General features: G+C 61.1%; 24 protein-coding genes. 14 read left to right on the top strand and 10 right to left on the bottom strand.

Annotated features, from left to right (window positions below; genetic code table 11):
- Window positions 1-25: 25 nt before the first annotated feature.
- Window positions 26-793, bottom strand: coding sequence for an SDR family oxidoreductase (locus HX898_RS04005; protein ID WP_180194054.1), 768 nt, complete (start codon window positions 791-793; stop codon window positions 26-28).
- Between the two features lie 327 nt (window positions 794-1,120).
- Here HX898_RS04005 and HX898_RS04000 point away from each other — a divergent pair, with 327 nt between their 5' ends.
- Genes HX898_RS04000 through mobB form a run of 3 tightly spaced genes read left to right on the top strand, consistent with a single transcriptional unit; the run spans window position 1,121 to window position 3,174 of the window.
- The gene (locus tag HX898_RS04000) at window positions 1,121-2,029 is read left to right on the top strand and encodes a DMT family transporter (RefSeq protein ID WP_138389012.1); all 909 of its coding nucleotides are present in this window, start codon (window positions 1,121-1,123) and stop codon (window positions 2,027-2,029) included.
- Window positions 2,030-2,038: 9 nt separating this feature from the next.
- Window positions 2,039-2,668, top strand: a complete 630-nt coding sequence (gene mobA / locus HX898_RS03995; RefSeq protein WP_138389011.1) for a molybdenum cofactor guanylyltransferase MobA — start codon at window positions 2,039-2,041, stop codon at window positions 2,666-2,668.
- Complete coding sequence (gene mobB / locus HX898_RS03990) at window positions 2,665-3,174, top strand: molybdopterin-guanine dinucleotide biosynthesis protein B (RefSeq protein WP_180194053.1); 510 nt, start codon at window positions 2,665-2,667, stop codon at window positions 3,172-3,174. Before mobA ends, mobB begins: the two co-directional genes overlap by 4 nt.
- Here the strand turns inward: mobB and HX898_RS03985 are convergent.
- From HX898_RS03985 to HX898_RS03975, 3 genes are all read right to left on the bottom strand, one after another.
- On the bottom strand, window positions 3,118-5,280 hold the full coding sequence (locus HX898_RS03985) for a response regulator (RefSeq protein ID WP_281426026.1): 2,163 nt from the start codon (window positions 5,278-5,280) through the stop codon (window positions 3,118-3,120). The genes mobB and HX898_RS03985 overlap by 57 nt on opposite strands.
- The gene (locus HX898_RS03980; protein ID WP_180194052.1) at window positions 5,258-6,769 is read right to left on the bottom strand and encodes an ATPase domain-containing protein; all 1,512 of its coding nucleotides are present in this window, start codon (window positions 6,767-6,769) and stop codon (window positions 5,258-5,260) included. Before HX898_RS03980 ends, HX898_RS03985 begins: the two co-directional genes overlap by 23 nt.
- 151 nt (window positions 6,770-6,920) lie before the next feature.
- Window positions 6,921-7,814 carry a LysR family transcriptional regulator gene (locus HX898_RS03975; RefSeq protein WP_138329218.1) on the bottom strand — a complete coding sequence of 298 codons (894 nt, stop codon included), beginning with the start codon at window positions 7,812-7,814 and terminating at the stop codon, window positions 6,921-6,923.
- A 133-nt stretch (window positions 7,815-7,947) separates the two neighbouring features.
- Here HX898_RS03975 and HX898_RS03970 point away from each other — a divergent pair, with 133 nt between their 5' ends.
- Together HX898_RS03970 and HX898_RS03965 are read left to right on the top strand one after the other, a co-directional pair.
- Window positions 7,948-8,343 carry a cupin domain-containing protein gene (locus HX898_RS03970; protein ID WP_138329217.1) on the top strand — a complete coding sequence of 132 codons (396 nt, stop codon included), beginning with the start codon at window positions 7,948-7,950 and terminating at the stop codon, window positions 8,341-8,343.
- 14 nt (window positions 8,344-8,357) lie between these two features.
- Window positions 8,358-9,347, top strand: a complete 990-nt coding sequence (locus HX898_RS03965; RefSeq protein ID WP_180194051.1) for an aldo/keto reductase — start codon at window positions 8,358-8,360, stop codon at window positions 9,345-9,347.
- A gap of 48 nt (window positions 9,348-9,395) precedes the next feature.
- Here the strand turns inward: HX898_RS03965 and maiA are convergent, their stop codons facing one another.
- From maiA to HX898_RS03935, 6 genes are all read right to left on the bottom strand, one after another.
- Window positions 9,396-10,031: a maleylacetoacetate isomerase gene (maiA, locus tag HX898_RS03960; protein ID WP_180194050.1), complete on the bottom strand. Its 636-nt coding sequence runs from the start codon at window positions 10,029-10,031 to the stop codon at window positions 9,396-9,398.
- A complete protein-coding gene (locus HX898_RS03955; protein ID WP_171598680.1) occupies window positions 10,028-10,204 on the bottom strand; it encodes a hypothetical protein in 177 nt (58 codons plus the stop codon). The genes maiA and HX898_RS03955 overlap by 4 nt, the downstream gene beginning before the upstream one ends.
- A 103-nt stretch (window positions 10,205-10,307) precedes the next feature.
- The gene (locus HX898_RS03950) at window positions 10,308-10,724 is read right to left on the bottom strand and encodes an organic hydroperoxide resistance protein (RefSeq protein ID WP_171598679.1); all 417 of its coding nucleotides are present in this window, start codon (window positions 10,722-10,724) and stop codon (window positions 10,308-10,310) included.
- A 191-nt stretch (window positions 10,725-10,915) separates the two neighbouring features.
- Entirely contained in the window at window positions 10,916-12,238 is a 1,323-nt protein-coding gene (locus tag HX898_RS03945) for a HAMP domain-containing sensor histidine kinase (RefSeq protein WP_180194049.1), read from the bottom strand.
- Complete coding sequence (locus HX898_RS03940) at window positions 12,235-12,975, bottom strand: response regulator (RefSeq protein WP_018068635.1); 741 nt, start codon at window positions 12,973-12,975, stop codon at window positions 12,235-12,237. Before HX898_RS03940 ends, HX898_RS03945 begins: the two co-directional genes overlap by 4 nt.
- A 124-nt stretch (window positions 12,976-13,099) precedes the next feature.
- A complete protein-coding gene (locus HX898_RS03935) occupies window positions 13,100-14,149 on the bottom strand; it encodes an alpha/beta hydrolase (protein ID WP_138389004.1) in 1,050 nt (349 codons plus the stop codon).
- Window positions 14,150-14,499: 350 nt separating this feature from the next.
- On the opposite strand from HX898_RS03935, the gene HX898_RS03930 reads away from it, so the two are divergent.
- The 9 genes from HX898_RS03930 (at window position 14,500) to HX898_RS03890 (ending at window position 25,253) form a co-directional block, all read left to right on the top strand.
- Entirely contained in the window at window positions 14,500-16,275 is a 1,776-nt protein-coding gene (locus tag HX898_RS03930; RefSeq protein ID WP_138329210.1) for a cytochrome c biogenesis protein DipZ, read from the top strand.
- A gap of 54 nt (window positions 16,276-16,329) precedes the next feature.
- Window positions 16,330-17,088: an alpha/beta hydrolase gene (locus tag HX898_RS03925; RefSeq protein WP_138329209.1), complete on the top strand. Its 759-nt coding sequence runs from the start codon at window positions 16,330-16,332 to the stop codon at window positions 17,086-17,088.
- 386 nt (window positions 17,089-17,474) lie between these two features.
- Window positions 17,475-18,197, top strand: a complete 723-nt coding sequence (locus tag HX898_RS03920) for a DeoR family transcriptional regulator (protein ID WP_130668602.1) — start codon at window positions 17,475-17,477, stop codon at window positions 18,195-18,197.
- Window positions 18,198-18,374: 177 nt separating this feature from the next.
- Window positions 18,375-19,403 (top strand): deoxyribose-phosphate aldolase, encoded by a 1,029-nt coding sequence (gene deoC / locus HX898_RS03915; RefSeq protein ID WP_246697881.1) that lies wholly within the window; start codon window positions 18,375-18,377, stop codon window positions 19,401-19,403.
- A gap of 5 nt (window positions 19,404-19,408) precedes the next feature.
- On the top strand, window positions 19,409-21,796 hold the full coding sequence (locus HX898_RS03910) for an aldehyde dehydrogenase family protein (RefSeq protein WP_138329208.1): 2,388 nt from the start codon (window positions 19,409-19,411) through the stop codon (window positions 21,794-21,796).
- A gap of 159 nt (window positions 21,797-21,955) precedes the next feature.
- Entirely contained in the window at window positions 21,956-22,411 is a 456-nt protein-coding gene (locus tag HX898_RS03905) for an RbsD/FucU family protein (protein ID WP_138329207.1), read from the top strand.
- 12 nt (window positions 22,412-22,423) lie between these two features.
- The gene (gene rbsK / locus HX898_RS03900; protein ID WP_180194048.1) at window positions 22,424-23,356 is read left to right on the top strand and encodes a ribokinase; all 933 of its coding nucleotides are present in this window, start codon (window positions 22,424-22,426) and stop codon (window positions 23,354-23,356) included.
- On the top strand, window positions 23,353-24,228 hold the full coding sequence (locus tag HX898_RS03895; protein WP_138329205.1) for a sugar ABC transporter permease: 876 nt from the start codon (window positions 23,353-23,355) through the stop codon (window positions 24,226-24,228). Before rbsK ends, HX898_RS03895 begins: the two co-directional genes overlap by 4 nt.
- On the top strand, window positions 24,225-25,253 hold the full coding sequence (locus HX898_RS03890; protein WP_138329204.1) for a carbohydrate ABC transporter permease: 1,029 nt from the start codon (window positions 24,225-24,227) through the stop codon (window positions 25,251-25,253). The genes HX898_RS03895 and HX898_RS03890 overlap by 4 nt, the downstream gene beginning before the upstream one ends.
- Window positions 25,254-25,275 lie beyond the last annotated feature (22 nt).

Raw genomic sequence — 25,275 nt, 5'->3', positions numbered from 1 at the left:
CTGAGGGCACCTTCCCTTGCCCACCCTATGTCCGGCTGATTGAAACGCCGCCATCGGCCAGCATCGCCGTGCCGGTCACGAAGCTCGACATGTCGGAGGCGAGGAAAAGCGCCGCATTGGCGATCTCTTCGGGTTGCGCCATGCGTTTCAGCGCATGCAGCCCCTCCACGAAGGCGAGCACCTCCGGCGTGGCATCAGGCGCGTTGGTAATGCTGGCGGGCGTGTCGGTGCCACCAGGAAGCAGTGCGTTGACGCGGATCTTCTGCGCTCCGAGTTCAGCGGCGAGCACCTGCACGAAGCCGATCAGCCCCGCCTTGCTCGCCGCATAGGCGGCCATGCCAGGCATACCGACGGTGTGGCCGACGAAAGTCGAGGTGAAGATCAGCGATCCGCCGCCTTTTCCCATCGCCGCCGACTGGTGTTTGGCGCCGAGGAAGGCGGCGGTGAGATTGGTCTCGATCGTCTCGCGCCAGCCCTCGAGCGACAGCCCGGCAACCGGCCCCATCTCACCGAGGATGCCGGCATTGTTGAAGGCGATGTCGAGCCGGCCAAAACGCGAGACCGCCGTTTCGACGAGCCTTGCCTGCAGCGCCTCGTTCCTGACATCGCCTGATATGGCGACGGCTTGACCACCCTCCGCCTCGATTTCCGCGATGACATCATCGAGCGCGTCCTGCCGCCGGCCGGTGACCACGAGCTTGGCGCCTTGCCGCGCAAAGAGTTTCGCCGCCGCGCGGCCGATGCCGGAGCTTGCGCCGGTGATGATGGCGATCTTGTCGTTGAGAAGTGTCATATCGGTCTCTCCTGGGTTGTTGCGAGATGTGAGATGCTCAAATATCAGGCGATGCAGCCACCCGATTCCCGCGCAAGAAGAGAAAAACGCCTATGGCCCAACCGGAAGGAGCGATGGCGCGTCCCCATCGCCGCCTTGATGGCCGTGCGGAAGTATCGGGATTCGCCTTATAAAACGGTGATTTGCGGCGATCTCACTCACACGCCTGCGTTGACGTCAGCGTTATTGTGCACCGCATCATCGATTTATGCTTTGTGTGACATTCATCCGATTCCCTTGATGCATCTTCGCGATTAAAAGGAGCGCACAGGTAACGGGAATCTCTTCATGCCGCGGTCACGCAATACTGAGGGCGCCATCTATATGAGTATGGCGATGGCCGGCTTTTCCGCGAGCGACGCTCTGTCCAAATCGGTGATCGGCTATATGAACGCTGGCGAAATCATGTTCCTGCGCGGCCTCTTCACCAGCCTGCTCGTCTATCTGATCGCCTGGAAAATGGGCGCGCTGCGTTCCTGGCGCATCATGCTGCAGCCGATGATCATTTTCAGGATCATCTGCGAGACGCTCTCCGCCGTCACCTATATCACCGCGCTCGGCATGATGCCGATCGCCAATGCCTCGGCGATCCTGCAATCGCTGCCACTGGTCGTCACCTTCGGCGCGGCGCTCTTCTTTGGCGAGCCGGTCGGCTGGCGGCGCTGGTCGGCGATCCTCGTCGGCCTCGTCGGCGTGATGATCATCATTCGTCCCGGCCCTGAGGGATTCACCGCCGCCGCCCTCCTCTGCGTCGCCGCGGTGCTGACGACGGCCGGCCGCGATCTCGCCACCCGGAGCATCAGTCCGGAGATTCCCTCGCTGATGATAACCGTCATCACCGCCATATCAGCCTCCTTCTTCGGTGCGCTGCTCATTCCGGTGCTTGGCGGCTGGCAGCCGGTCAGCGCCACCGCGCTTGGTCATCTCGTGCTCGCATCGGTGCTGGTGCTCGTTGGCTATCAGTCGGTCATCCTCGCCATGCGCACTGGCGAAATCTCTTTCGTCGCGCCGTTCCGCTATACCAGCCTGATCTTCTCTTCTGTGCTCGGCTTCTTTTTCTTCGCCGAAGTGCCTGACAGCTGGACGCTCGTGGGGGCTGCGATCGTCATCGCCTCCGGCCTCTATACGTTCTATCGTGAGGCCAAGCGCCGCGTGTCGCCGATCGCGCAGGAATCCGCGCCGCGCGCGCCGGTTTGAGGAAGGATGATGGCTGAATTCTCATTGGATAAATCTCAAATAGCGGGCGTCGTGCTGGCCGGCGGCCGCTCACAGCGCATGGGCCGCGACAAGGCGGGCGTGATGCTCGGGGCCGAGAGCCTGCTCCACCATGTGCTGACCCGCCTCTCGCAGCAGGCCCCGCTCGTTGCCGTCAACGCCGATGCCGCCGCCGAGAGCGTGCCTGTCGTTCCCGACCGTTTTCGCGGCAAGGCCGGGCCGATGGCCGGTATCCATGCGGCCATGGTCTATGCCGCCGGCCTGCCGTCGACCACCCATGTCGTCACCGTCTCGGTGGATTGCCCGTTCTTCCCGGCCGATCTCGTCGCCCGGCTGGCGGCAGCGGTCGACCACCCCTCGCAGGTCGCCATTGCAGCCTCCGAGGGCCGCAGCCATCCTGTCTTCGGGCTTTGGCCGGTGACGCTGGCCGCCGATCTCGAAGCCTGGATCGCCACCGACGAGAAGCGCCGAGTACGCGACTTCCTGTTACGACATGACGTTACGGAAGTGGCGTTTCCGCTGCATCCGACCCGTGCCAGCCTGCTGGATCCCTTCTTCAACATCAATACGCCCGACGATCTCGTCGAGGCGGAACGCTGGCTGGAGGCCCTTCGCGGATGACCGCACCGAAAATCTTCGGCATCGCCGGCTGGAAGAACTCAGGCAAGACGGGGCTCGCCGTCCGGCTGGTGACGGAGTTCACCCGCCGCGGCTACAAGATCTCGACGATCAAGCACGCCCATCATGATTTCGACATCGACAAGGTCGGGGCCGACAGCTACCGCCACCGTCAGGCCGGCGCCCACGAGGTCACCATCGTCTCCGGCACGCGCTACGCCATCATGCACGAGCTGCGCGGCGCGCCAGAACCTGAATTCGAGGAGATCCTCGCCCGTCTCGCCCCCTGCGATCTCGTGCTGATCGAAGGTTACAAGCGCGAGCCGATCCCGAAGATCGAGGCCCGCCGCCTGGAGGCCGCCAATCGCGAACCGCTGGCGCCAAGCGATCCCCATATCTGCGCCATCGCCGCCGATCATGCGGTCACGGACACGGCCTTGCCGGTCTTCGATCTAGACGACACAGGCGCCATCGCCGATTTTATCGCTGACATCGTCGGCCTTGGATAGGCGAGGCTTTGAACCACCTGCGTCACCGCCGGACCTGAGAAGCGGGACCGTTTCGCTTGCCATCGCCTTGGCAATTTCCTTAGCAAGCTGAGCCTGATCATAGGGCTTTGCCAATCTCGGAAGATCGATATCGGTGCCGGCAGGAAGATCGGCGTAACCTGTCGCCAGCACGATCGGCAATGCCGGATGAATGTCCCGTGCGGCCTGAGCAAGCTGTGCGCCGGTCATACCAGGCATCGAATAGTCGGTTATGACAAGGTCGAAATACTGACCGCTGCTGATCAGTTCCAGCGCCTGCGCGCCGGAGTTTGCTTCGACGACCTCGTGGCCGAGATCTTCAAGCATGTCGACCGAACTCATGGCGATCAAGGCATCGTCATCGACCAGAAGGATCTTCAGTCTGGATGCAGCTTGCGGAACGGGCAGTTCCGCTTCGATCGCCCGCTCGGGGCGCCGTTCGGTCGCCGGAAGCCACAGTTCGGCAATCGTTCCCACTCCAAGCTCGCTGGTCAGAAGAAGTGCGCCATTGAGCTGAACGGCAAGTCCGTGGATCATCGACAAGCCTAGGCCCGTGCCCTTTCCGAGTTCCTTGGTAGAGAAAAACGGATCGACTGCCTTCTTCAGCGTCTCCGCGTCCATGCCGGTGCCGCTGTCGGCCACTGCCAGCACAAGATATGCCCCCTTGCCGAGAGCGCCGTCATCGCCGGCCACCTGCTCCTCACGCAGCGATATCAACAGCGTCCCGCCATCCGGCATCGCATCGCGGGCATTGACCGCAAGGTTGAGCAGCGCCAATTCGAGCTGGTTCGCATCGACTAGCGCCGGCGGCAGCGTCGCCGGCAGGCTGGTTTCGATGCTGATCGACGATCCGACCGAGCGCCGCAGCAAGTCGTTCATGCCGGAGACCAACTCGGCCAGATCGACGGGCTTGACCTGCAGATCCTGCTGTCTGGCAAAAGCCAGCAGCCGCTGCGTCAGCGCCGCCCCGCGTCGCGCGCCCTGAACCGCGCCATCGACCAGACGCGTCGCCTTCGCATCTCCAGCCACGTGCTTGCCGAGCAGCTCCAGATTTCCGAGAACAACCATCAGCAGATTGTTGAAATCATGGGCGACGCCACCGGTCAGTTGGCCAATCGCTTCCATTTTCTGCGATTGGCGAAGCTGCTCCTCGGCCCTTTCGCGCTGGGCGACCTCCTCAAGCAGGGTCTGGTGGGCAGCGTTGACCTCCCTGGTCCGTTCCCTCACACGCTCTTCGAGGTTCTCATTGAGCCGTCTCAGATTTTCTTCGATGGTCTTGCGGGCGGTGGTATCGGAGCAGACGCCGACCAGTTTGCTGGCGGACCCATATCTGTCGGCGTAGAGCTGCGCATGGACTTCGGTCCAATGCAGTGATCCATCCGGCCAGATCGTCCTGTGCTCGATCGAATAGTCTTCTCCGGTATCAATCGTCCGGCGCAGGCGTGCCAGCACAAGGTCCCGGTCATCGGGGTGGATGCTGGCGATCAGATCGTCGCGGGTGACATCATCATCCGGTTCTCGGCCGAAGACTGCCTTGCAGGTCGCCGAGGCCGTCAACGCCATCGTGGAAAGTTCCAGCTCCCACGCCCCGAGACGACCGGCGGCGAGTGCCGTCTGCAACCGGCGTTCTCCCTCGCTCAGAGCCTCGAGCCGGGCGCGCGCTTCGTATTGGCGCAGACGTCCCTTCAAAGCTGTGCGGACAACGCTGATGAAGGAGGTCGCATGGAACGGCCTCTCCAGAAAGGCGACGTTGCCTAGAACCTCGGAAAGCCTGGCAGCGGCTGGATTTCGTTCAGGTCCGCCACCGCGGCGGGTGAGGACGATGAACGGCAGGTCGGACCAGCTTGGCTGGGCGGCAACCCAGGCAGCGATCGGTTTCAGGTCACTGCCGCGAACGGCCTCTTCCGTCAACACGCCAACCGCGATGTCGTCATCCAGCGATGACGCGAAGAGATTCAAATCGGCAACTGCGATCGATGATAGTCCGGCCTCATCGGTCAAGGATGCCGCAACCTGGGCATCGCGTCCGGCCGGGGCATAGATCAGTGCCTTCGGGTTACTGGAATTAGGAATTGCCGCCGTCCTCACTGTCGGTTGGCAAAAGCGCAGCGGACTTTGCAACGAAGTCCGGGACGCCACGAAGCACCCCCTGAAAACCGACGATGGGATCTCCGATCGTCAGGCCGTCCGCATCGATCCGATACTCCCGGATGGTGTCCTCGTGGTGGCCGGTCCTCTTCTTGATGACGGAGACCGCCCGCCGCACACGTCCCACGGCCTCGAAGTAACGCAGGAGGATGACCGTATCGGCGAGGTAAGTCACGTCAACAGGCGATTTCATATCGCCCACCAGTCCATGCTGGGCGACCGTAAGGAAGGTGTTCGCGCCTTGTCTGTTCAGATATTGCAGCAGCTCGTGCATATGCAATATCAGCGAATTTTCATCCGGCATCGAAGCCTGGTAGCCATTGATGCTGTCGATGATGACGGTCCTCGCGCCCGACCTGTCGACACAGGTCCGCACGCGGTGGGCGAATTCGCCGGGTGATAGTTCCGCGGCATCGAGCTGCTCGATATGCACCAAACCCTCATCCCTCAGTCCCTCGAGATCTATCCCGAGCTGTTTCAGGCGGGCGAAAAGCAAACCGAGCTCCTCATCGAAAATAAAGGCAGCCGTCTTTTCTCCGCGCGCGATGGCCGCCATCAAGAATTGAAACGAGAAAGTGCTCTTGCCGGTGCCGGCGGGACCGAGGATCAGTGTACTGGACCCTCGCTCGAGCCCTCCGCCCAGAAGAAGGTCCAGCTCTGCAATATTGCTGGGAAGCTGATCGCGAACATATTTCAACCTGTGTTCTGCGGCGACGAGACGCGGAAACACGACGACACCGCCGGTCTGGATGGTGAAGTCGTGGTAGCCGCCGCGAAAAGCCTGCCCGCGGTATTTCATCACCCTCAGGCGCCGCCGTTCGGAGCCGTAATTCGGCGCCAGCTCGTCGAGATGGATAACCCCGTGCACGACGCTGTGTACCGTCTTGTCGAGCGTGTCGGAGGTCAGATCGTCGAGGAGAAGCACGGTCGCCCCTTGTCGGGCAAAATAATGTTTGAGCGCAAGAATCTGCCGGCGGTAGCGCAGCGAGCTTTGTGCGAGAAGCCTTATCTCGGACAGGCTGTCGAGAACCACCCGGCTCGGCTTGATCCGCTCGAAGGCGGCGAAAATTTCTCTTGTCGTCTCACCGAGTTCAAGATCCGACGAATAAAGCAGGCTCTGCTGTTGGTCGGCATCCAGCAGGCTTTCCGGAGGCACGACCTCGAAGACCTCGATATTGCCCTCGATCACCATGCCGTGCGATGCGGCACCGGCCCGAAGTTCGCTCTCGGTTTCCGAAAGGGTGATGTAGAGCCCCTGCTCGCCGAGCCGTGCACCTTCGATCAGGAACTGCAGCGCAATCGTCGTTTTGCCAGCTCCCGGATTTCCCTCCAGGAGAAACACGTGCCCCGGCGAAAGGCCCCCCGCCAAAACTGTATCCAAACCGGACACGCCGGTCCGAGCTTTCGTGGCAGACGCCGCAGTATTCATTCACTGTTTCCTTCAATTTCAAGTGTGAATTAGCGGCGAGCGATGGAATGTCAAATTGCCGGCGGCATGATTTCACCTCCAGCAAGAACCAATCATTGAACGTTAGGTAGCTCGGATCCATGCCTGTCCGGACAGCTCGAAACGGCGAGACCTATCCCCGATAGCGCAGCGCATCGACGACGAGGGCGAATGCCGGCGATGTATGTCTGCGGCTCGGATAGTAGAGATGGTAGCCGGAAAACGGCAGGCACCAATCCTCAAGGACCCGCACCAGCCGCCCCTCGGCAAGATGCGTCTCGACCAAGTTCTCCGGCATATAGGCAAGGCCCAGACCGGCCAGCACGGCATTCAGCCGGAGCGCTATATTGTTGAAGACCAACTGTCCTTCGACGCGAACCCTGAGTTCGCGCCCGTCCTTTTCGAACTCCCAGGCATAGACACTGCCATAGGTCGGCAGGCGCAGGTTGATGCAATTGTGATCCGTAAGGTCCTGCGGCGTCAGCGGCTTCGGCCTGGTGTCGAAATAGGCGGGAGCACCGACAACGGCCATGCGCATATCGGGGCCGATGCGCACCGCGATCATATCCTTCGCCACCTGTTCTCCAAGCCGCACCCCCGCATCGTAACGCTCCGCAACAATGTCGGTCAGACCGTAGTCGACGATGATCTCGACATTGATATCGGGATAATCGGGCAGCAGCTTTTGCAAGGCGGGCCAGAGGACGGCATCGGCCGCATGCTCGCCGGCATTGATGCGAATGGTGCCTGCCGGCTTCTCCCGGAACGCGCTCAAGGCAGCCAGCTCGCTCTCGATCTCGTCTAAGCGCGGTCCGATGGAGACGAGCAGGCGTTCGCCGGCTTCCGTCGGCGAAACGCTACGGGTCGTGCGTGTCAGCAATCGCAGTCCAAGCCGTTCCTCGAGCCCTCGGATGGTGTGGCTGAGCGCCGACTGCGACACACCGAGCTTGCCCGCCGCCTTGGTGAAGCTTTGAGCGCGCGCGACGGCGATGAAGGCGATGAGGTCGTTGACGGCGGGGCGCGGCATTTATGAAACTTTCTCATGGGTTCTTGCCGTTTATACCATCTAATCGCGGCCAGGCGCACGCCCTAAATACCTTGTTACTCGAGTGGACATGTCCACCCGCCATCGAAAGCCCGGCATCGAAAGGAAGATAAAGATGGATATCAAGCGAAGCGGTTCGCAGCCATCGGCCAAGGGACCGACCGATTGGTTTACCGGCAGCGTGCGTGTCGACCCGCTGTTTGCCGTGACCAGCCCCGCACGCGCGGCTGGCGCCAGCGTCACCTTCGAGCCCGGCGCCCGAACCGCCTGGCACACCCATCCGCTCGGCCAGACGTTGATCGTCACATTGGGCTGCGGTCGCGTGCAGCGCGACGGCGGCCCCGTCGAGGAGATCCGCGCCGGCGACGTCGTCTGCTTCGCACCGGGTGAACGCCATTGGCACGGCGCATCGCCGACGACGGCAGTGACCCATATCGCCATCCAGGAACAGCTCGACGGCAAGGTCGTCGACTGGATGGAGCATGTCACCGACACGCAATACCAAGGTTAGAAAAGGAAACTTCTATGCAGAAGCGTGAACTTGGAAAGAGCGGACTTCAAGTCTCAGCCATCGGTCTCGGCTGCATGGGGCTGAGTTACGGGTATGGCCCGGCGACAGATATTCAGGAAGCGACCGTACTGATCCGGCGGGCATTTGAACGCGGCGTGACCTTCTTCGACACAGCCGAGGCCTATGGCCCCTATAAGAACGAAGAGCTTTTGGGCGAGGCGCTCGCCCCATTCCGCGAAGAGGTGGTGATCGCCACGAAATTCGGTTTCAACTTCGATGCCAATGGCGGTCAGAGCGGCATGAACAGCCGTCCGGAGCGGATCCGCGCGGTGGCCGACCAGGCGCTGAAGCGTTTGAAGACCGATGTCATCGATCTCTTCTACCAGCATCGCGTCGATCCCGATGTTCCGATCGAGGATGTCGCCGGCACGGTCAAGGCGCTGATCGCGGAAGGCAAGGTCAGGCATTTCGGCCTCTCGGAAGCGGGCGCCCAGACGATCCGCCGCGCCCATGCCGTCCAGCCGGTGGCGGCACTGCAGAGCGAATATTCGCTGTGGTGGCGCGAGCCCGAGCAGGAAATCCTGCCGACGCTGGAAGAGCTCGGCATCGGTTTCGTTCCTTTCAGCCCGCTCGGCAAGGGCTTTCTGACTGGCGCGATCAGCGAAACGACCACCTTCGACAGCAAGGATTTCCGCAACGTCGTGCCGCGCTTTTCTCAGGAGGCGCGAAAGGCCAACCAGGCGCTCGTCGATCGTCTCGGAGAAATCGCCGCCCGCAAGAAGGCCACCTCCGCCCAGGTCGCTCTCGCATGGCTGCAGGCGCAGAAGCCCTGGATCGTGCCGATCCCCGGCACCACCAAGCTGCATCGCCTCGAGGAGAACATCCGGGCCGCCGAGGTCGAACTGACGGCCGAGGATCTCGGCAATATCGAAAGCGCGCTCGCCACCCTCAAGGTGGAAGGCGATCGATATCCCGCGCATCTGCAGGCAAGGGTCAACCGCTGAGAAAAGAAACGGCCGCCATCGTTTGCGGTCGCTTCTTCATTGATCGCATCATCGTCTCGGCGCCGGTGCATTCTCCTGGAAAGCCGGGATCGCCTCGAGCCTGCCGACAATCTCCGCGATATTGGGCCACAGGGCGAGATCGAAGCCCATGCGCCGGGCGCTGATCGCCTGCGGGAAGAGAAAAATATCGGCGATACCAGGCCGGTCGCCGATGGCGAAGGCGCCTTGCCTGCGGCCGGCGATCATCGTCTCTACAGCGGCCATTCCCTCGCCGACCCAGTGACGGCTCCAGGCTGCAACGGCATTGGCATCCGCCTGGAAGGCCGTTTTGAGGTGCAGGCCGATGCGTGGCGGCAGCAGCGCATGGATCTCGGCTGCGATTGCAAGCGCGATCGACCGCGCCAGCGCCCTGCCCTCCGCCGTGTCGGGCAGCAGCGGTGGTTCGGGGTGAAGCTCGTCGAGATATTCGACGATCGCCAGTGACTGGGTGATGAGAACGCCGCCATCCGTCAGCAAGGCCGGCACCAGCCCTTGCGGATTGACGCTGCGATATCCGGCCTGCCGGCTCTCGGCCTCTTCGCCGAGGATGGTCACCGGCAGTGTTTCCGCCGTCAATCCCTTCAGGGCGAGCGCGATGCGGACTCGCGACGTCGCCGAGGAAATTTCATTCTGATAGAGCTTCACTGGTCTTCTCCCTGGTGACTTAAAAGAGGAGCTGGAACGGCCGCTTGCTCCCCGGAAGACGATGCTGCCGTCACGAGGCCCGCAAGCGGCGAAGGCTCCTGCGAGCTTACGTCGTAGATGCAGGGCGCGGCGAAAACCGTCGCGCCCAGAATGCAGATGATCATCAATCTCATCAGATCCTCCATCGGCGAGGCCCGGTCGGCCTCGTCCTGTTTGCTTTCGGCTCCTGTCCTTTGCCCGCCGCAGCCAATGGCCTTCGGTGGGCAATTCCACTCGTTAGGCAACCGTCAATTCGACATGAATGTTGCCGCGTGTGGCCTTCGAGTATGGGCAGGTCTGGTGAGCCTCTTCAATGAGGGCTCGTGCCACATCCGCTTCGATCCCGGGCAGGCTGACCTTGAGACGGGCCTGCAGGAAATAGCCGCCATCGGCTGTTCCGAGATCAACCTCGGTGTCAACGGCAAGATCGGCTGGAAGCTTGACCTTTTGATTAGCCGCGGCAAAGCCGATCGCGCCGATGAAGCACGCAGACCAGCCGGCGGCGAAAAGCTGTTCGGGATTGGTGCCGGCGCGGTTGCTGCCCGGAGGCGAAAGCTTGATCTCCAACTGGCCGTCGTCGCTGTGCGAAGCGCCATCGCGCCCGCCCGTCGTATGGGTCTTGCCGGTATAGAGAACCTTATCGATCTTTGTCATGGAACACTCCTTGTGTTGCGTCGCTCCAGGCGACTGGCCGCGCTGCGCGGCCGGGTTGACGGAGTGTGGTTTGACCGACGGATATATCCGCCATGTTTCCGAAATCGCCCGAAATGTCACAAAGCGTAGCATCCGGTATCGAGGACATCTTCACATACAAAACGTCTCGAAATTTTGCAGCGCCTCTGATGTCAACGGATAGTGATTTCCGCTGCCAGCCCGCCGCCAGCGCGATTGTGGAGCCGGAGCGACCCACCAATCTTGGCCGTCAGTTGCTGGGCGATAGCAAGACCGAGACCGGTGCCTCCGGTCTCCCTGTTGCGGGATTGTTCCAGCCGGAAGAAAGGCTGCATGGCGGCTTCCAGCATATCGTCCGGAATTCCCGGCCCGCGATCCATGACTGTGATCACGATATCGTTCTCGGCGCTGCGCTCGACACTAATCTCGGCAGCACCAGCGAACTTCAGCGCATTGTCGATGAAGTTCGACAGGATTCGGCGAAGTGCATGCGGCTTGGTGAAGGCGGCGCCCTGAACCAGCCCGACGACGGTGACGGCCTTTCCGGTATCCTGGTAGTCATAGGCTATGCTGTCGATGAACGAGGCGAGATCGATCCGGGCGCTCTTCTCGCCGTTGCCATGCGCGCTGCGAGCATAGGCAATCCCGTCCTGGACGAGACGCTGGATCTCGCCGAGATCATGCACCAGCTTGTCTTTCTCCGGCGACTCCTCCGCCATGTCGGCGCGCAGCCGCATGCGGGTGATCGGCGTCTGCAGGTCATGCGAGATTGCCGCCAATATCTGAACGCGCTCTTCGAGATAATGGGCAATCCTCTCCCGCATCGCGTTGAACGCCCTTGCCGCATGGGCGACCTCGCTCGGCCCCGCCTCGCTCAAGGCCGGACCGTCCTTGTTCGGGTCGAGGGCATCGGCGGCGGCGGCAAGCTCGCCGAGCGGCCGGATCGCCTGGCGAACCGCAAACCAGGTACAGAGGATGAGCAGCGCCATCTGGACGATAAAGACATAATGCAGCCATGCGGCAATAGGCATGACACCCTTCGGCGTGACGTCGATCGTCAAGGGGCTTCCGTCGCTCAACGTCAGATGCGCCTGCAGCCGGTTCACATCGCCTGGAATCCGTTCGATCCGGATTGGAAAGCGGTGCCCGATAGCCTCCTCGATCTTTCCTGAGATTTCCGCCCCTTTGCTTGACGTGTCAGGCACGCCGGGAAGGCCGGGCCCGAGCACGAAACGGTAATTGCCGCGGCTCAGCCGGTCGAGCAGGTCGCCGCGCTCGCCGGGCGGAAGCCGATCGAGAACCGCAATCGACGTTGCAACATCGTTTTCCAGCGTGCCGAGCATCACGGCCTTGGCCGACATGTACCGCTCCATATAGAGCACACTGAAGGACAGCCCGTAGGCCAAGGCCAGCCCGATCAGCAGGATCAGGAAGATCCGCGACCGCAACGTGCTCGGCCACGTCAGGCCCGAAGGCAAGGGGATTGCCGCCTTCATTGGCGCGGCTCCGATATTTCGACCGGGACGGAAAATACATAGCCTTCGCTGCGCACCGTCTTGATATAAGTCGGTTCGCGCGCATCGTCGCCCAGCCGCTGACGCAGGCGGCTGACCAGGAGATCGATAGAGCGATCGAAGAGATCGGCGTCGCGGCCCTGCGTCAGGCTCAGAAGCTGGTCGCGATTGAGCACACGTTGCGGGTGATCGATGAAGACGCGGAGCAGACGGTATTCGGCGCCGCTCAGCGCAATCGCGGTCCCTTCCCTGTCGAGAAGGTGCCGGGCAACCGTATCGAGCCGCCAGTCGCCGAAGGTCAGCAATTGTCCGGCTTCGCTGATCTGCAGGTTGGGCGGCAGCATCCGCGTCCGCCGCAGCACCGCCTTGATGCGGGCGAGAAGCTCACGCGCAGCAAAGGGCTTGGGAAGATAATCATCGGCGCCCATCTCCAGCCCGAGGATCCTGTCCATCTCGTCGGTGCGGGCCGTCAGCATCAGGATCGGGATCGCCTTGTGCCGGCCGGCGCGCAGTTCGCGGCACAGCACCAGCCCGTCGTCGCCGGGCATCATCACGTCGAGCACGATCAGGTCGACGGCATTGGCGTCGACAAAACTGCGCATCTGCCGTCCGTCGGCAGCAACGCTCGTGCGCAGGCCATTCTTCTGCAGGTAGCCCGATACCAGCTCGCGGATTTCGCGATCGTCATCGACGATCAGGATGTGATCGACATGATCCATATTTCCCTATTCCCCATCGATAGAAGCGGCCGCGCCGGTCGCTTTGTTCCTGACCGAAGCGACAGACGCGACCTACGCATATTCCGCTGGCCGGAGCAACGAGGCGCTGCACGGCAGCGTCGACCTAGAAACGATCGACGTCTATGACCGCCTGCGCAAAAGCCTGCGGCGCTTCCTGAGGCAGGTTGTGGCCGATGCCGCCGCCGATGGTGCGATGCTCGTATTTGCCGGAGAATTTTCCGGCGTAGGCGGAAGGCTGCGGATGCGGCGCACCGTTTGCATCGCCTTCCATGGTGATGGTCGGCACCGAAATGACAGGCGTTGCGGCGAGCGTCGTCTCGTAGGCATCGTACTTTGCCTCGCCTTCGACAAGCCCCAGGCGCCAGCGATAATTGTGAATGACGATGGCGACGTGGTCGGGATTGTCGAAGGCAGCGGCCGACCTGTCGAATGTCGCATCGTCGAAGTTCCACTTCGGCGATGCCGTCTGCCAGATGAGCTTTGCGAAATCATGCGTGTTGCTCTCGTATCCCTGACGACCGCGTTCGGTGGCGAAATAGAACTGATACCACCAGGCGAGTTCGGCTTTCGGCGGAAGCGGCTTCTTGTTGGCCTCCTGGCTGCCGATCAGGTAGCCGCTCACCGATACCATCGCCTTGCAGCGCTCGGGCCAGAGCGCCGCCATGATATTGGCGGTCCGCCCGCCCCAGTCGTAGCCAGCAATCACAGCCTTCTCGATATCGAGTGCATCGAGCAGCGCGATCATATCGGCGGCGAGCGCTGACGGCTGGCCGTTGCGCGGCGTCTGGTCGTCCAGGAAGCGGGTCGTCCCGTAGCCGCGCAGATAAGGCACAATCACCCTGTAGCCCGCCGTGGCAAGCAGCGGTGCGACATCGACGAAACTATAGATGTCATAGGGCCAGCCATGCAGGAGCAATACGACGGGGGCATCCGCCTTTCCCGCCTCGGCATAACCGATGTCGAGCACGCCTGCCTTGACCTGCTTCAGCGCTTCGAAGGACGTGTTGGTTCCGGGCTTTATAGCTGGCACCGATGCGGCAGTCGCAGACGACTGGGCGGCAGCCGTGCCGGCCACGCCGAATTCGACGGCCGCAAGGGCGATTGCCGTCATGCCGAAGAAACGGCGGCGGTGATGGTTGATTTGCTCTGACATCGGTCTCTCCTGTCGAATGGATCACGGTCGCGAAAAGGCGCTCTACTTGTATCCCTGATATGTCGCAAGCAACCGTTTTTTGAATGCGGATGTAGCTTCCGGCCGCCTGGATACATTCCGATACAATCGCGCGGCCTCGGCAAGTGGCCGCCTTGGCTGCAGTCGTCTCCTCGCGGCTGCGGCAGTTTGTATCGCTTTGTATCGCTGCCGCCCCACCCCGACACTTCGGTACATTTTCCTGCAAAGCCGGACACATCGGGGATACTTCACGCCGGCCATATCCCCGCCGTTGCTGGTTCGGGCCCCATCGCCGCCCAGAGCCCGATCAAGCGGTTTCAAAGGAAACGATGATGACACTTCTGATCATTGCCTATCTCGGAGGCGCGCTGACGATCCTCAGCCCGTGTATCCTCCCCATCCTGCCCTTCGTCTTCGCCCGCGCCGGACAGCCCTTCGTCAGAAGCACGCTGCCGATGCTGGCGGGCATGGCCGCCACCTTCGCGCTGGTCGCCACGCTGGCCGCAGTCGGCGGCAGCTGGGCCATTCGCGCCAATGAATATGGCCGCCTTGCCGCCATCGTCCTGCTTGCCCTCTTTGGCGCGAGCCTGCTTTCGCCGCGTTTCGCAAGCACGCTTGCCCGGCCGGTCGTCGATCTTGGCAACAATCTTCTGAACGCCACCGGCGGCGGGCGCGGCACCACGACAGTGAAGAGCGCGCTTCTTCTCGGCGTTGCCACCGGAATGCTCTGGGCGCCTTGCGCCGGTCCGATTCTCGGCCTGGTGCTGACCGGAGCTGCATTGCAGGGCGCCAATCTGCAAACGACCTTCCTGCTGATCGCTTATGCCGCTGGTGCTGCAAGTTCGCTTGCGGTAGCCCTGCTGGTCGGTGGCCGGATATTCGCCGCCATGAAGCGTTCGCTCGGCGTTGGCGACAGGATTCGTCAGGGGCTCGGCGCTGCCGTCCTGGCGGGTGTCGCCGTCATCGCGCTTGGCCTCGACACCAGCCTGCTCGCCCGGCTCTCCTATGCCAGCACCACATCGCTGGAACAGGCCGTGCTCGACAGGCTGCATGCAAAGCCGCTCAGTAGCGCATCTTCCGAGCTGGCGAGCAACGAGGTGATGATCGCCGCAGCTGATGCGAAGAAGCCCTTCCGCAGCGACTTGCCCGTCGAAGGCCGCGCCCCCTCGCTCGACGGCGCGGTCGAATGGCTGAACTCTGAGCCTCTGACATCAGAGCAATTGCGGGGCAAAGTCGTGCTCGTCGACTTCTGGACCTATTCCTGCATCAACTGCATTCGCACGATCCCCTATGTCAGGGCCTGGGCGGAAAAATACGCCGATCAAGGCCTTGTCGTCATCGGCGTCCACGCCCCGGAATTTGCCTTCGAGAAGAAGATCGACAACGTCAAAAGCGCAATCGACGATTTCAAGATCGGCTATCCCGTTGCGATCGACAATGATTACAAAATCTGGCGCGCTTTCGAAAACAGCTACTGGCCTGCCGCCTATCTGATCGATGCCAAGGGTCAGATTCGCTACCACCATTTCGGCGAAGGCAATTACAACAGGACCGAAAAGGCCATTCAGGACCTGTTGCGCGAGGCCGGCAGCCAGACGACGGCAAGCGCGCCGGTCGCGCCGGATGCCAAGGGCGTGGAAGCAGGCCCAGATCTCCGCAATATCCGCTCCGGCGAGACCTATCTCGGCTACGAACAGGCGGCGAATTTCGCCTCTCCGGAAGGGCTGCAGGCTGACCTGGCACAAAATTATACAATCGGCGAACCGGGCCTCAATGGCTGGGGCCTGTCCGGAACCTGGATCGTCGGCCGGGATCAGGCGACGCTTGATCAGTCGGGCGGTGGCATCACCTATCGCTTCAGCGCCCGCGATCTGCATCTCGTTCTTGGGCCTGGTGCCGGCGACAAGCCGATCCGCTTCCAGGTGAAGATCGACGGCAAGGCGCCAGGGCCCGACCACGGGTCAGACATCGATGCCGACGGCAACGGCACGGTGACCGCGACGAGGCTTTATCAGCTCGTCCGCCAGTCCGGCATGGTCGCCGCCCGCAACTTCGAGATCCGCTTCCTCGATCCCGGCGTGCAGGCTTACGCCTTCACGTTCGGCTGAACCTGAAACGCATCAATATCCCGATCATCAACAATGACCAAAGGAGTGATACTCATGAACAAACGCCTTCTTTTCACGGCAGCGTTTGCATTTGCCACCACCGCCATCGCGTTCGCCGCAGAGGCTGCCGCGGTCAAGAACATCGTGATCGTCCACGGCGCGCTGGCCGATGGCTCGGGATGGCGCAAGGCGACGGACATTCTCGAGAAGCGCGGCTTCAACGTCACCATCGTCCAGCAACCCATTACCTCGCTCGACGACGATGTGGCGGCGACCAAGCGCGTTCTCGACCTTCAGGACGGCCCGGTCCTGCTCGTCGGTCACAGCTATGGCGGCATGGTCATCACCGAAGCCGGCAACGATCCCGCGGTCGCGGGCCTGGTCTATGTCGCGGCATTCCAGCCCGACAAGGGCGAAAGCCTGCTGAGCCTCGCCAGCTCGAAGCCCGCCGGCAGCATGGATATAAAGGAAACGAAGGACGGCAAATATCTCTATCTCGATCCGGGCGCCTTCGCCGCGGATTTCGCAGCCGACCTTCCGCAAGCCGAAGCCGATTTCATGGCAAAGTCACAGGTCTTCGCCTCGAAGCAGGCATTCTCCGCCAAGATCACTCAGCCGGCATGGCGGACCAAGAAAAGCTGGTCGATCGTCGCCACCGAGGATCGCTCCATCAACCCCGAGCTTGAACGCGACATGGCAAAACGTGCCGGAAGCGACGTGACTGAAATAAAGGCAAGCCACGCCGTCTTCGCATCCCAACCGGAAAAGGTTGCCGATGCGATCGAAACGGCAGCAAGGAAAGCCGGCGAGTAGCGCGCGCAGCCAAGAATGTCCTCAGCAAGCCTCTGGTCGGAAGGCCACCCCGACCAGAGGCGTGACGAACCGCTGCCGGCAGAGAATGTCGATCTCGTCGTCACCCGCTTCCCCGCAGCCGAAGTGAGGCACCATCTATGCAGTTTTGTGACTATACCATCACGAAAATGGAAGATTGGTCACAAATTCTCATTTCAAATTGCGGGGTTTCCCTGTAAAATTGTGACGATATGCCATTTTGCGCGCAACTGGCTGGTGCAGAAGCTGTAGCTCGGCGCAAATGCCGAATCGTAGCTCGAGGGACATACAAGATGAGAATGGCAGTCCCTTGTTAAATTTTGATCAGAACACTATTCCAAGTGTAAACGATAAGGGAGAGATGCGATATGGATAGTCGCAAGGGCCGGCGCATCGCAGTCTTATCCGAGGCCCTTTCACAACATCGCATTCTGCACATCAAGAATGCTGCGGAGATCCTGGGCGTCTCAGAGATGACGGTTCGGCGTGATGTCAGCGCCAATGCAGACCAATTCGCGTTTCTCGGCGGCCACATCGTTGCAGCTGTCGAAGCGGAAAACGATCCCTATGAAATTTCCAAGGCAGCCGACAGTCATGCCGCTGCAAAACGGCAAGTTTGCACACAAGCTATTGATTACATTCACCATGATGATACGGTGTTTTTCGATTGCGGCACCACCTTACCCTATCTGGTCGATCTCCTCCCAGACCAGATTCACATAACGGCGATCTGTTACGCCATGAATGTCGCTGATCGTCTGACGCGAAAACCCAACGTTCGCCTTGTTATGCTCGGTGGTCTTTACCACCCAGCATCGGCGAGCTTTTCCGGTGCCACGGGGCTGGAAATGCTCGATCAGCTTGTGATCAACGTGGCATTTCTATCGGCAGCCGGTGTCGATGCCCGGCGTGGCGCAACCTGCGCGCATTTTCACGAAGCGGAGATCAAGAAAAAGGCGATGTCCCGGGCACGAAAGAATATTCTTCTCGCCGACAGCAGCAAAATTGGCAAGCTCAAGCCAGCCTTTTTCAGCGACATGAAGTCGTTCGACGTGGTCATCACCGAAAACGGCATGAACGATTTCGACTGAGAAATCCCGTACTTTTTTTGCGTCTGTCGAAATCTAAACTTGACGCAGCGGCGCGGTGATGCAAACCTCACAAACAGTGAAAAAAAAATCACATTTGAGCCAGTCGTGAAGCTTCCTCTGCGTGCCTCTGCACTTGATGGCAACAGGATCTTCACGCTCGGATCGGGAGGATTCTAGTTGGAAACCGTTGCTGTTCACAATGCGGCAAACGCGGCGCATCATGGAGGCCCTTCGCGATTGCCGGGCGGCACCCATAACCGGCCGCGCAATACCGGGATGGAACTCGATCTGTCTTGGGTGCTTGACACCCGGGTCAACCTGTCTGCCACCGAGCGCCGCGTAGCCTCGCTTCCCGGACGCCGGACCGTCAAAAAGGACGCACAGGGGGCTTGGCTCCTGAAGGCGGTGACCTGCATCGACCTGACGACATTGAACGGCGACGATACCCCCGAACGCGTCAAGCGGTTGTGCGCGAAGGCGATGAATCCGATACGTGCCGACATTCTGGATTCCCTTGGCATGAGCGGCCGTTCGATCACCACCGGCGCCATCTGCGTCTACCATCGTTTTGTTGCAACGGCCGTCGAGGCGCTCGGAGATTCCGGCATTCCGGTCGCCGCGGTTTCGACCGGTTTCCCTGCCGGCCTCAGCCCGCACCACCTCAAGGTCAAGGAAATCGAGGCGTCAGTTGCCGATGGCGCGAAGGAAATCGACATCGTCATCACCCGCGAGCATGTGCTGACCGGCAACTGGACAGCACTTTACGAGGAAATGAAAGAATATCGCGCCGCCTGCGGTGATGCGCATGTCAAGGCCATTCTGGCGACCGGCGACCTGAAGACGCTCCGCAATGTCACCAGGGCCTCGCTGGTCTGCATGATGGCGGGAGCCGATTTCATCAAGACCTCGACCGGCAAGGAAGGCGTCAATGCGACGCTGGCCGTGACATTGACCATGCTGCGGGCGATCCGCGCCTATCAGGAGCGCACCGGTATCAAGATCGGCTACAAACCGGCCGGAGGCATTTCCGCGGCGAAGGACGTGTTGAACTACCAGTTCCTGATGAAGGACGAACTGGGGCGCGAATGGCTGGAGTCAGACCTCTTCCGCATCGGTGCATCAAGCTTGCTTGCGGATATCGAGCGGCAGTTGGAGCATCACGTCACCGGTGCCTATTCGGCCCTCAACAGACACCCGATTGGATGATCCAGATGACTGTTGCAAAGTATTTCGACGAGATGTCCTACGGCCCCGCCCCTGAATCCGATACCGAAGCTCGCGACTGGCTGGCACGCCACGCTTCCGGTTTCGGTCACTTCATCAATGGCGCATTCGTGCCCTCCGCGTCGGGAAAGAACTTCGAGACGTTCGAGCCAGCCACCGGCAAGGTCCTGGCGAAGCTCGCGAACGGCGGCGCGGCGGATGTGGATAACGCGGTTGCTGCGGCTCGCAAGGCACAGGCGTCATGGGCGAGATTGCCGGGCCACGCGCGGGCGCGCCATCTCTATGCACTTGCCCGGATGATCCAGCGCCATGCGCGTCTGATTGCTGTGGTCGAGGCAATCGACAATGGCAAGCCCATCCGCGAAACCCGCGATCTCGACGTGCCCCTGGCAGCCCGTCATTTCTATCATCACGCCGGATGGGCGCAAATCCAGGACACGGAATTTGCCGATCATGTGCCGGTGGGCGTCGTCGGCCAGATTATCCCGTGGAATTTCCCGTTCCTGATGCTGGCCTGGAAAGTGGCGCCTGCTTTGGCGCTCGGCAACACCGTCATCCTGAAGCCTGCCGAATTCACCTCGCTGACGGCGCTTCTCTTTGCCGAACTGGCATCCGCGGCGGGCCTTCCGCCGGGCGTACTCAATATCGTGACGGGAGAAGGCGAGACAGGCGCGCTGCTTGTCGGGCATGCGGATATCGACAAAATTGCCTTTACCGGATCGACCGAAGTCGGGCGCGTTATTCGCGAGCGCACCGCGGGTAGCGGCAAATCCTTGACGCTGGAACTCGGCGGCAAGTCCCCTTTCGTCGTTTTTGACGACGCCGATATTGACGGCGCCGTGGAAGGCGTTGTCGATGCGATCTGGTTCAACCAGGGGCAGGTCTGCTGCGCCGGTTCGCGGCTTCTGGTCCAGGAAGGCATTGCCGATCTTTTCCACGAGCGGCTAAAGCGCCGGATGGAGACATTGCGGGTCGGTCAGCCTTTGGACAAGTGCATCGATATGGGTGCGATCATCGCGCCCGTGCAATTGACGCGTATCGAAGCGTTGGTGAAAAAGGGAGTTTCAGAAGGCGCGACGCTGCATCAGGCTAAGATCGACCTGCCGAAGGGCGGCAGCTTCTACCCGCCGACGCTGCTGAGCGGCGTGCAGCCGACATCGATCGTCGCGACCGAGGAAATCTTCGGGCCGGTTGCGGTCTCCATGACTTTCCGCACACCGGAAGAGGCTATCCAGCTTGCCAATCACACCCGCTACGGCCTCGCCGCCAGCGTCTGGAGCGAGACGATCGGCTTGGCGCTGAACGTTGCGGCAAAGCTTGCAGCCGGCGTGGTCTGGGTGAATGCCACCAATCTTTTCGATGCCGCCGTCGGTTTTGGCGGCAAGCGCGAATCCGGATTCGGCCGCGAAGGCGGACGCGAAGGTTGCTACGAATATCTGAAGCCGAAGGCTTGGGTCGGTCGCAAGGCGCGCGCAGCTATGCCCGCACTTTCGCAACTAAAGCCGGTTGCCGGCGATTTTGCCCTGCCAAGCATCGACCGGACGGCAAAGCTCTTCATCGGCGGCAAGCAGGCACGCCCGGACGGCAATTATTCCCGTGTCATCGCCTCACCCAAGGGCAAGGCAATCGGGGAGGTCGGCGAAGGCAACCGCAAGGACATCCGCAATGCGGTGGTAGCCGCCCAGGCCGCCTCCGCCTGGTCGAATGCGACCACTCATAACCGCGCCCAGATTCTCTATTACATCGCCGAAAACCTCAGTGGCCGCGCCGACGAGTTCGCCTCGCGGATAACAGCGATGACCGGAGCTTCCGCAGCCAATGCAAATGCCGAGGTCGACGCCGCGATTTCCCGTCTCTTCACCTACGCAGCCTGGGCGGACAAATATGAAGGCGGCATTCACCAGCCGCCGCTTCGCGGCGTTGCCTTGGCCATACCGGAAGCCATCGGCGTCGTTGGCGTCATTTGCCCGCCGGAAGCGCCGCTGCTCGGCTTTATCAGTCTGATTGCGCCGTTGATTGCTACCGGCAATCGTGTCGTCGCGGTGCCGAGTGAGGCCTTCCCGCTTTCGGCCACGGATTTCTATTCAGTTCTGGAAACGTCGGATGTGCCTGCCGGTGTCGTCAATATCGTCACCGGGTCGGCGATCGAACTGGCAAAGATCCTTGCCGCGCACAATGACGTTGATGCCTTGTGGGCCTTCGGCTCGGCGGAACTTTCGACGATGGTGGAGAAGCTGTCTTCGGGCAATCTCAAGCGAACCCTCGTGGACAATGGCAAGGCGACGGACTGGATGGACAGAGCCGCTGCCGAAGGCGCGATATACCTTCGCCGCGCTGTGGATGTGAAGAATATCTGGATCCCCTACGGAGAATAAGGGCTCCAACCCTGATCATCCGGGCAGGAGGAGAACCGCACCGGCAGGCGAGAATAACGGAATTTGAGGGAATCGCAGAACTGTAACGGAGCTGCGGTTATTGGGCTCTGTTTCGCGGCACGAGGTGCTGCGAAATGGTGCAACTAAGGGAGGATTTTCATGCTGAAGAATATCGATCCGGCTCTGAATGCGGACGTGTTGCACGCGCTCCGGTCCATGGGGCATGGCGACACGGTCGTCGTTTCCGACACCAATTTTCCTTCGGATTCCATTGCCCGGCAAACGGTGCTCGGCAAGCTGTTGCGCATAGACAATGTGTCTGCTGCCCGCGCCATCAAAGCTATTCTTTCGGTGATGCCGCTGGATACGCCGCTGCAGCCGTCCGCCGGACGAATGGAAATCATGGGCGCGCCGGACGAGATCCCTCCAGTGCAGCAGGAAGTCCAGGCCGCTATCGACGGCGCCGAGGGCAAGCCGGCGCCGATGTATGGCATCGAGCGTTTCGCCTTCTATGAGGAGGCCAAAAAGGCCTATTGCGTCATCACCACGGGCGAAAACCGCTTCTACGGCTGCTTCCTCTTCACCAAAGGCGTGATTCCGCCGGAAACCGTTTGAGGGGAAACGATAATGAAGGTGGGTGTTTCGATCCTCGGGATTTTCGTCGCCGACACGGCCTATCTGGCCAAGCGCATGCCAAACGTTGGCGAGACCATCACCGGGACCGGTTTTGCAGTAGGCCCGGGCGGCAAGGGATCCAACCAGGCTGTCGCTGCTGCCCGCGCCGGTGGAACGGTCTCCTTCATCTCGAAGATCGGCCGCGACACGTTCGGCGACATGGCGCTGAAGACCTATGCGGAAGCAGGCGTGACGCCGAAGGTTGTACAGATGGACGATATGCCGACCGGCGCTGCCTTCATCTACGTGAATGACGGTAACGGCGACAATGCGATTATCGTCTATCCAGGTGCCGCAGGCACCATCGGCGTTGGTGATGTCGAAGCGGCACGCGAAACCATCGAACAATCGGCTGTTTTCGTGACCCAGCTCGAACAACCGGCTGAAGCGGCGCAACGCGCCCTCGAAATCGCCCATGCGGCCGGCGTTACCACTGTTTTCAATCCCGCGCCGGCCGAGCCGTTTCCAGACACGATCTATCCGCTCTGCGACTATATCGTGCCAAACGAAACCGAGGCGGCGGCCATCGTCGGTTTTCCGCTCGACACGCTCGACGACGCCAGACGGGCTGGCGACGCCTTTCTTGCCAAGGGCGTGAAAGCCGCGCTGATCACCCTGGGTGGTCGCGGTGTGCTCTATCATACGGCCGGGCAATCGGTTCATGTTCCGGCGGTCTCGTCGGGAGCAGTCATCGATACCACCGGCGCCGGCGACGCATTTGTCGGTGGCTTCTCGGCAGCGCTCTCGCGGGGCGCTAGTCCGGTCGACGCCGTGCGTTTCGGCTGCGCGACCGCCGGTATTGCGGTGACGCGGCGGGGTACCGCGCCTGCAATGCCGAAGATCGAGGAAATCGAGGCGCTTCTCCAGAAGGGAGACGCAGCATGACCCGCAACGATCCAGTCAAACACTTCTTCATCTGGCCGGCGTTGCTGATCGTGCTGGTGATCTCGATCTTCCCGCTGATCTATTCGCTGACCACCAGCTTCATGAGCCTGCGGCTCGTGCCGCCGATCCCCGCGCGTTTCGTCGGCTTCGGCAACTATACGGAACTGCTTCAGAATCCGCGCTTCTGGAGTGTCACCTGGACGACGACGATCATCGCCTCTGTCGCGGTGACGCTGCAATATGTCATCGGTTTTTCCGTGGCGCTGGCGCTCAGCCGTCGTGTGCCCGGCGAAGGCTTGTTCCGGGTCAGCTTTCTGGTGCCGATGCTGGTGGCGCCCGTTGCCGTTGCACTGATTGCCCGCCAGATCCTCAATCCCACGATGGGCCCGCTCAATGAGCTGATGACCGTCTTCGGTTTTCCCAACCTGCCGTTTCTGACGCAGACCAGATGGGCTATCGGCGCCATCATTTCCGTCGAAGTGTGGCAGTGGACACCCTTCGTCATCCTCATGCTTCTTGCCGGCTTGCAAACCCTGCCGGAGGACGTCTACGAGGCTGCCGCGCTTGAAAATGCCAGCCCCTGGCAGCAGTTCTGGGGGATCACTTTCCCGATGATGCTGCCAATTTCGGTGGCGGTGGTCTTCATCCGCCTCATCGAGAGCTACAAGATCATCGACACGGTGTTCGTCATGACAGGCGGAGGGCCCGGCATTTCGACCGAAACGCTCACCTTGTTCGCGTATCAGGAGGGCTTCAAGAAGTTCAACCTCGGCTACACCTCCGCCCTTTCCTTCCTGTTTCTGATCGTCATTACCGTGATCGGGCTCGTCTATCTCGCCATCCTGAAGCCTTATCTGGAGAAGCACAAATGAGCGTGCGTGACCTCAAAGGATCCGGCCGCTGGTTGGCGCTCGCAGGCTGCCTGCTCTGGCTCGCCTTCACCTTCTTTCCGCTTTACTGGGTGGCGATCACCTCGTTCAAGTCGCCGCTCGGCGTCGTCGGCGGACCGACCTATATTCCGTTCGTCGATTTCGACCCGACGCTGACAGCCTGGAGCGAGCTTCTGTCGGGCGCGCGCGGCCAGTTCTACAACACCTTCATCGCCTCGACGATCATCGGGCTATCCGCATCGGTGCTGGCCACCTTCATCGGATCCATGGCAGCCTATGCGCTGGTGCGCTTCACCTTCGAGGTGAAGCTGCTATCCGGGGTGATTTTCGTCGTTGTTGCCTTCGGGGGATATCTGCTTGGCCGTCATGTACTGGGCTACGGGCAGGCTATTTCGCTGATCTTTGCCTTTGTTGCAGCGCTTGCGCTCGCCATTGGCTCCAGCCGAATGAAGCTTCCAGGGCCGCTCCTCGGCAATGATGATATCGTCTTCTGGTTTGTGAGCCAGCGCATGTTTCCGCCGATCGTCGCCGCCTTTGCCTTGTTCCTGATGTATACGGAAATCGGCAAGTTGGGGTTCAAGCTTGTGGACACCTATACAGGCCTCACCTTCGCCTATGTCGCCTTCTCGCTACCGATCGTGATCTGGCTGATGCGCGATTTCTTTGCGGCACTGCCGGTTGAAGTCGAAGAGGCGGCGATGGTCGACAATGTGCCGTCGTGGAGAATTTTCTTCGGTATCGTCCTGCCCATGTCCAAGCCGGGCCTGATCGCGACATTCATGATCACGCTCGCCTTCGTCTGGAACGAGTTCCTGTTCGCACTCTTCCTGACCAGTTCCAAATGGCAGACACTTCCCATTCTCGTCGCAGGGCAAAACAGCCAGCGCGGCGATGAGTGGTGGTCGATATCGGCAGCCGCCCTGGTCGCGATCATACCCATGGTCGTCATGGCGGGCATTTTGAGCAGGCTGATGCGGTCTGGCCTGCTTTTAGGAGCAATAAAGTGACCGTTCGACAAGCCTAGTCATT

The sequence above is a fragment of the Rhizobium sp. WYCCWR 11128 genome, from assembly GCF_013416305.1.
In the GTDB taxonomy this organism is placed as follows: Bacteria; Pseudomonadota; Alphaproteobacteria; order Rhizobiales; family Rhizobiaceae; genus Rhizobium; species Rhizobium indicum.
Note: the sequence above shows the minus strand (reverse complement) of the source record. Positions and strands in the feature narration are given on the sequence as shown.

Coding starts and splice junctions, on each gene's coding strand:
- HX898_RS03925 (WP_138329209.1), top strand. CDS start 16,330: ATGAACAAACGCCTTCTTTTCACGGCAGCGTTTGCATTTGCCACCACC.
- HX898_RS03965 (WP_180194051.1), top strand. CDS start 8,358: ATGCAGAAGCGTGAACTTGGAAAGAGCGGACTTCAAGTCTCAGCCATC.
- HX898_RS03890 (WP_138329204.1), top strand. CDS start 24,225: ATGAGCGTGCGTGACCTCAAAGGATCCGGCCGCTGGTTGGCGCTCGCA.
- HX898_RS03895 (WP_138329205.1), top strand. CDS start 23,353: ATGACCCGCAACGATCCAGTCAAACACTTCTTCATCTGGCCGGCGTTG.
- HX898_RS03980 (WP_180194052.1), bottom strand. CDS start 6,769: ATGAATACTGCGGCGTCTGCCACGAAAGCTCGGACCGGCGTGTCCGGT.
- HX898_RS03935 (WP_138389004.1), bottom strand. CDS start 14,149: ATGTCAGAGCAAATCAACCATCACCGCCGCCGTTTCTTCGGCATGACG.
- HX898_RS03920 (WP_130668602.1), top strand. CDS start 17,475: ATGGATAGTCGCAAGGGCCGGCGCATCGCAGTCTTATCCGAGGCCCTT.
- HX898_RS03950 (WP_171598679.1), bottom strand. CDS start 10,724: ATGACAAAGATCGATAAGGTTCTCTATACCGGCAAGACCCATACGACG.
- mobA (WP_138389011.1), top strand. CDS start 2,039: ATGGCTGAATTCTCATTGGATAAATCTCAAATAGCGGGCGTCGTGCTG.
- HX898_RS03905 (WP_138329207.1), top strand. CDS start 21,956: ATGCTGAAGAATATCGATCCGGCTCTGAATGCGGACGTGTTGCACGCG.
- HX898_RS03940 (WP_018068635.1), bottom strand. CDS start 12,975: ATGGATCATGTCGATCACATCCTGATCGTCGATGACGATCGCGAAATC.
- HX898_RS04005 (WP_180194054.1), bottom strand. CDS start 793: ATGACACTTCTCAACGACAAGATCGCCATCATCACCGGCGCAAGCTCC.
- HX898_RS03945 (WP_180194049.1), bottom strand. CDS start 12,238: ATGAAGGCGGCAATCCCCTTGCCTTCGGGCCTGACGTGGCCGAGCACG.
- HX898_RS03970 (WP_138329217.1), top strand. CDS start 7,948: ATGGATATCAAGCGAAGCGGTTCGCAGCCATCGGCCAAGGGACCGACC.
- mobB (WP_180194053.1), top strand. CDS start 2,665: ATGACCGCACCGAAAATCTTCGGCATCGCCGGCTGGAAGAACTCAGGC.
- HX898_RS03910 (WP_138329208.1), top strand. CDS start 19,409: ATGACTGTTGCAAAGTATTTCGACGAGATGTCCTACGGCCCCGCCCCT.
- HX898_RS03975 (WP_138329218.1), bottom strand. CDS start 7,814: ATGCCGCGCCCCGCCGTCAACGACCTCATCGCCTTCATCGCCGTCGCG.
- rbsK (WP_180194048.1), top strand. CDS start 22,424: ATGAAGGTGGGTGTTTCGATCCTCGGGATTTTCGTCGCCGACACGGCC.
- HX898_RS04000 (WP_138389012.1), top strand. CDS start 1,121: ATGCCGCGGTCACGCAATACTGAGGGCGCCATCTATATGAGTATGGCG.
- HX898_RS03955 (WP_171598680.1), bottom strand. CDS start 10,204: ATGAGATTGATGATCATCTGCATTCTGGGCGCGACGGTTTTCGCCGCG.
- HX898_RS03930 (WP_138329210.1), top strand. CDS start 14,500: ATGACACTTCTGATCATTGCCTATCTCGGAGGCGCGCTGACGATCCTC.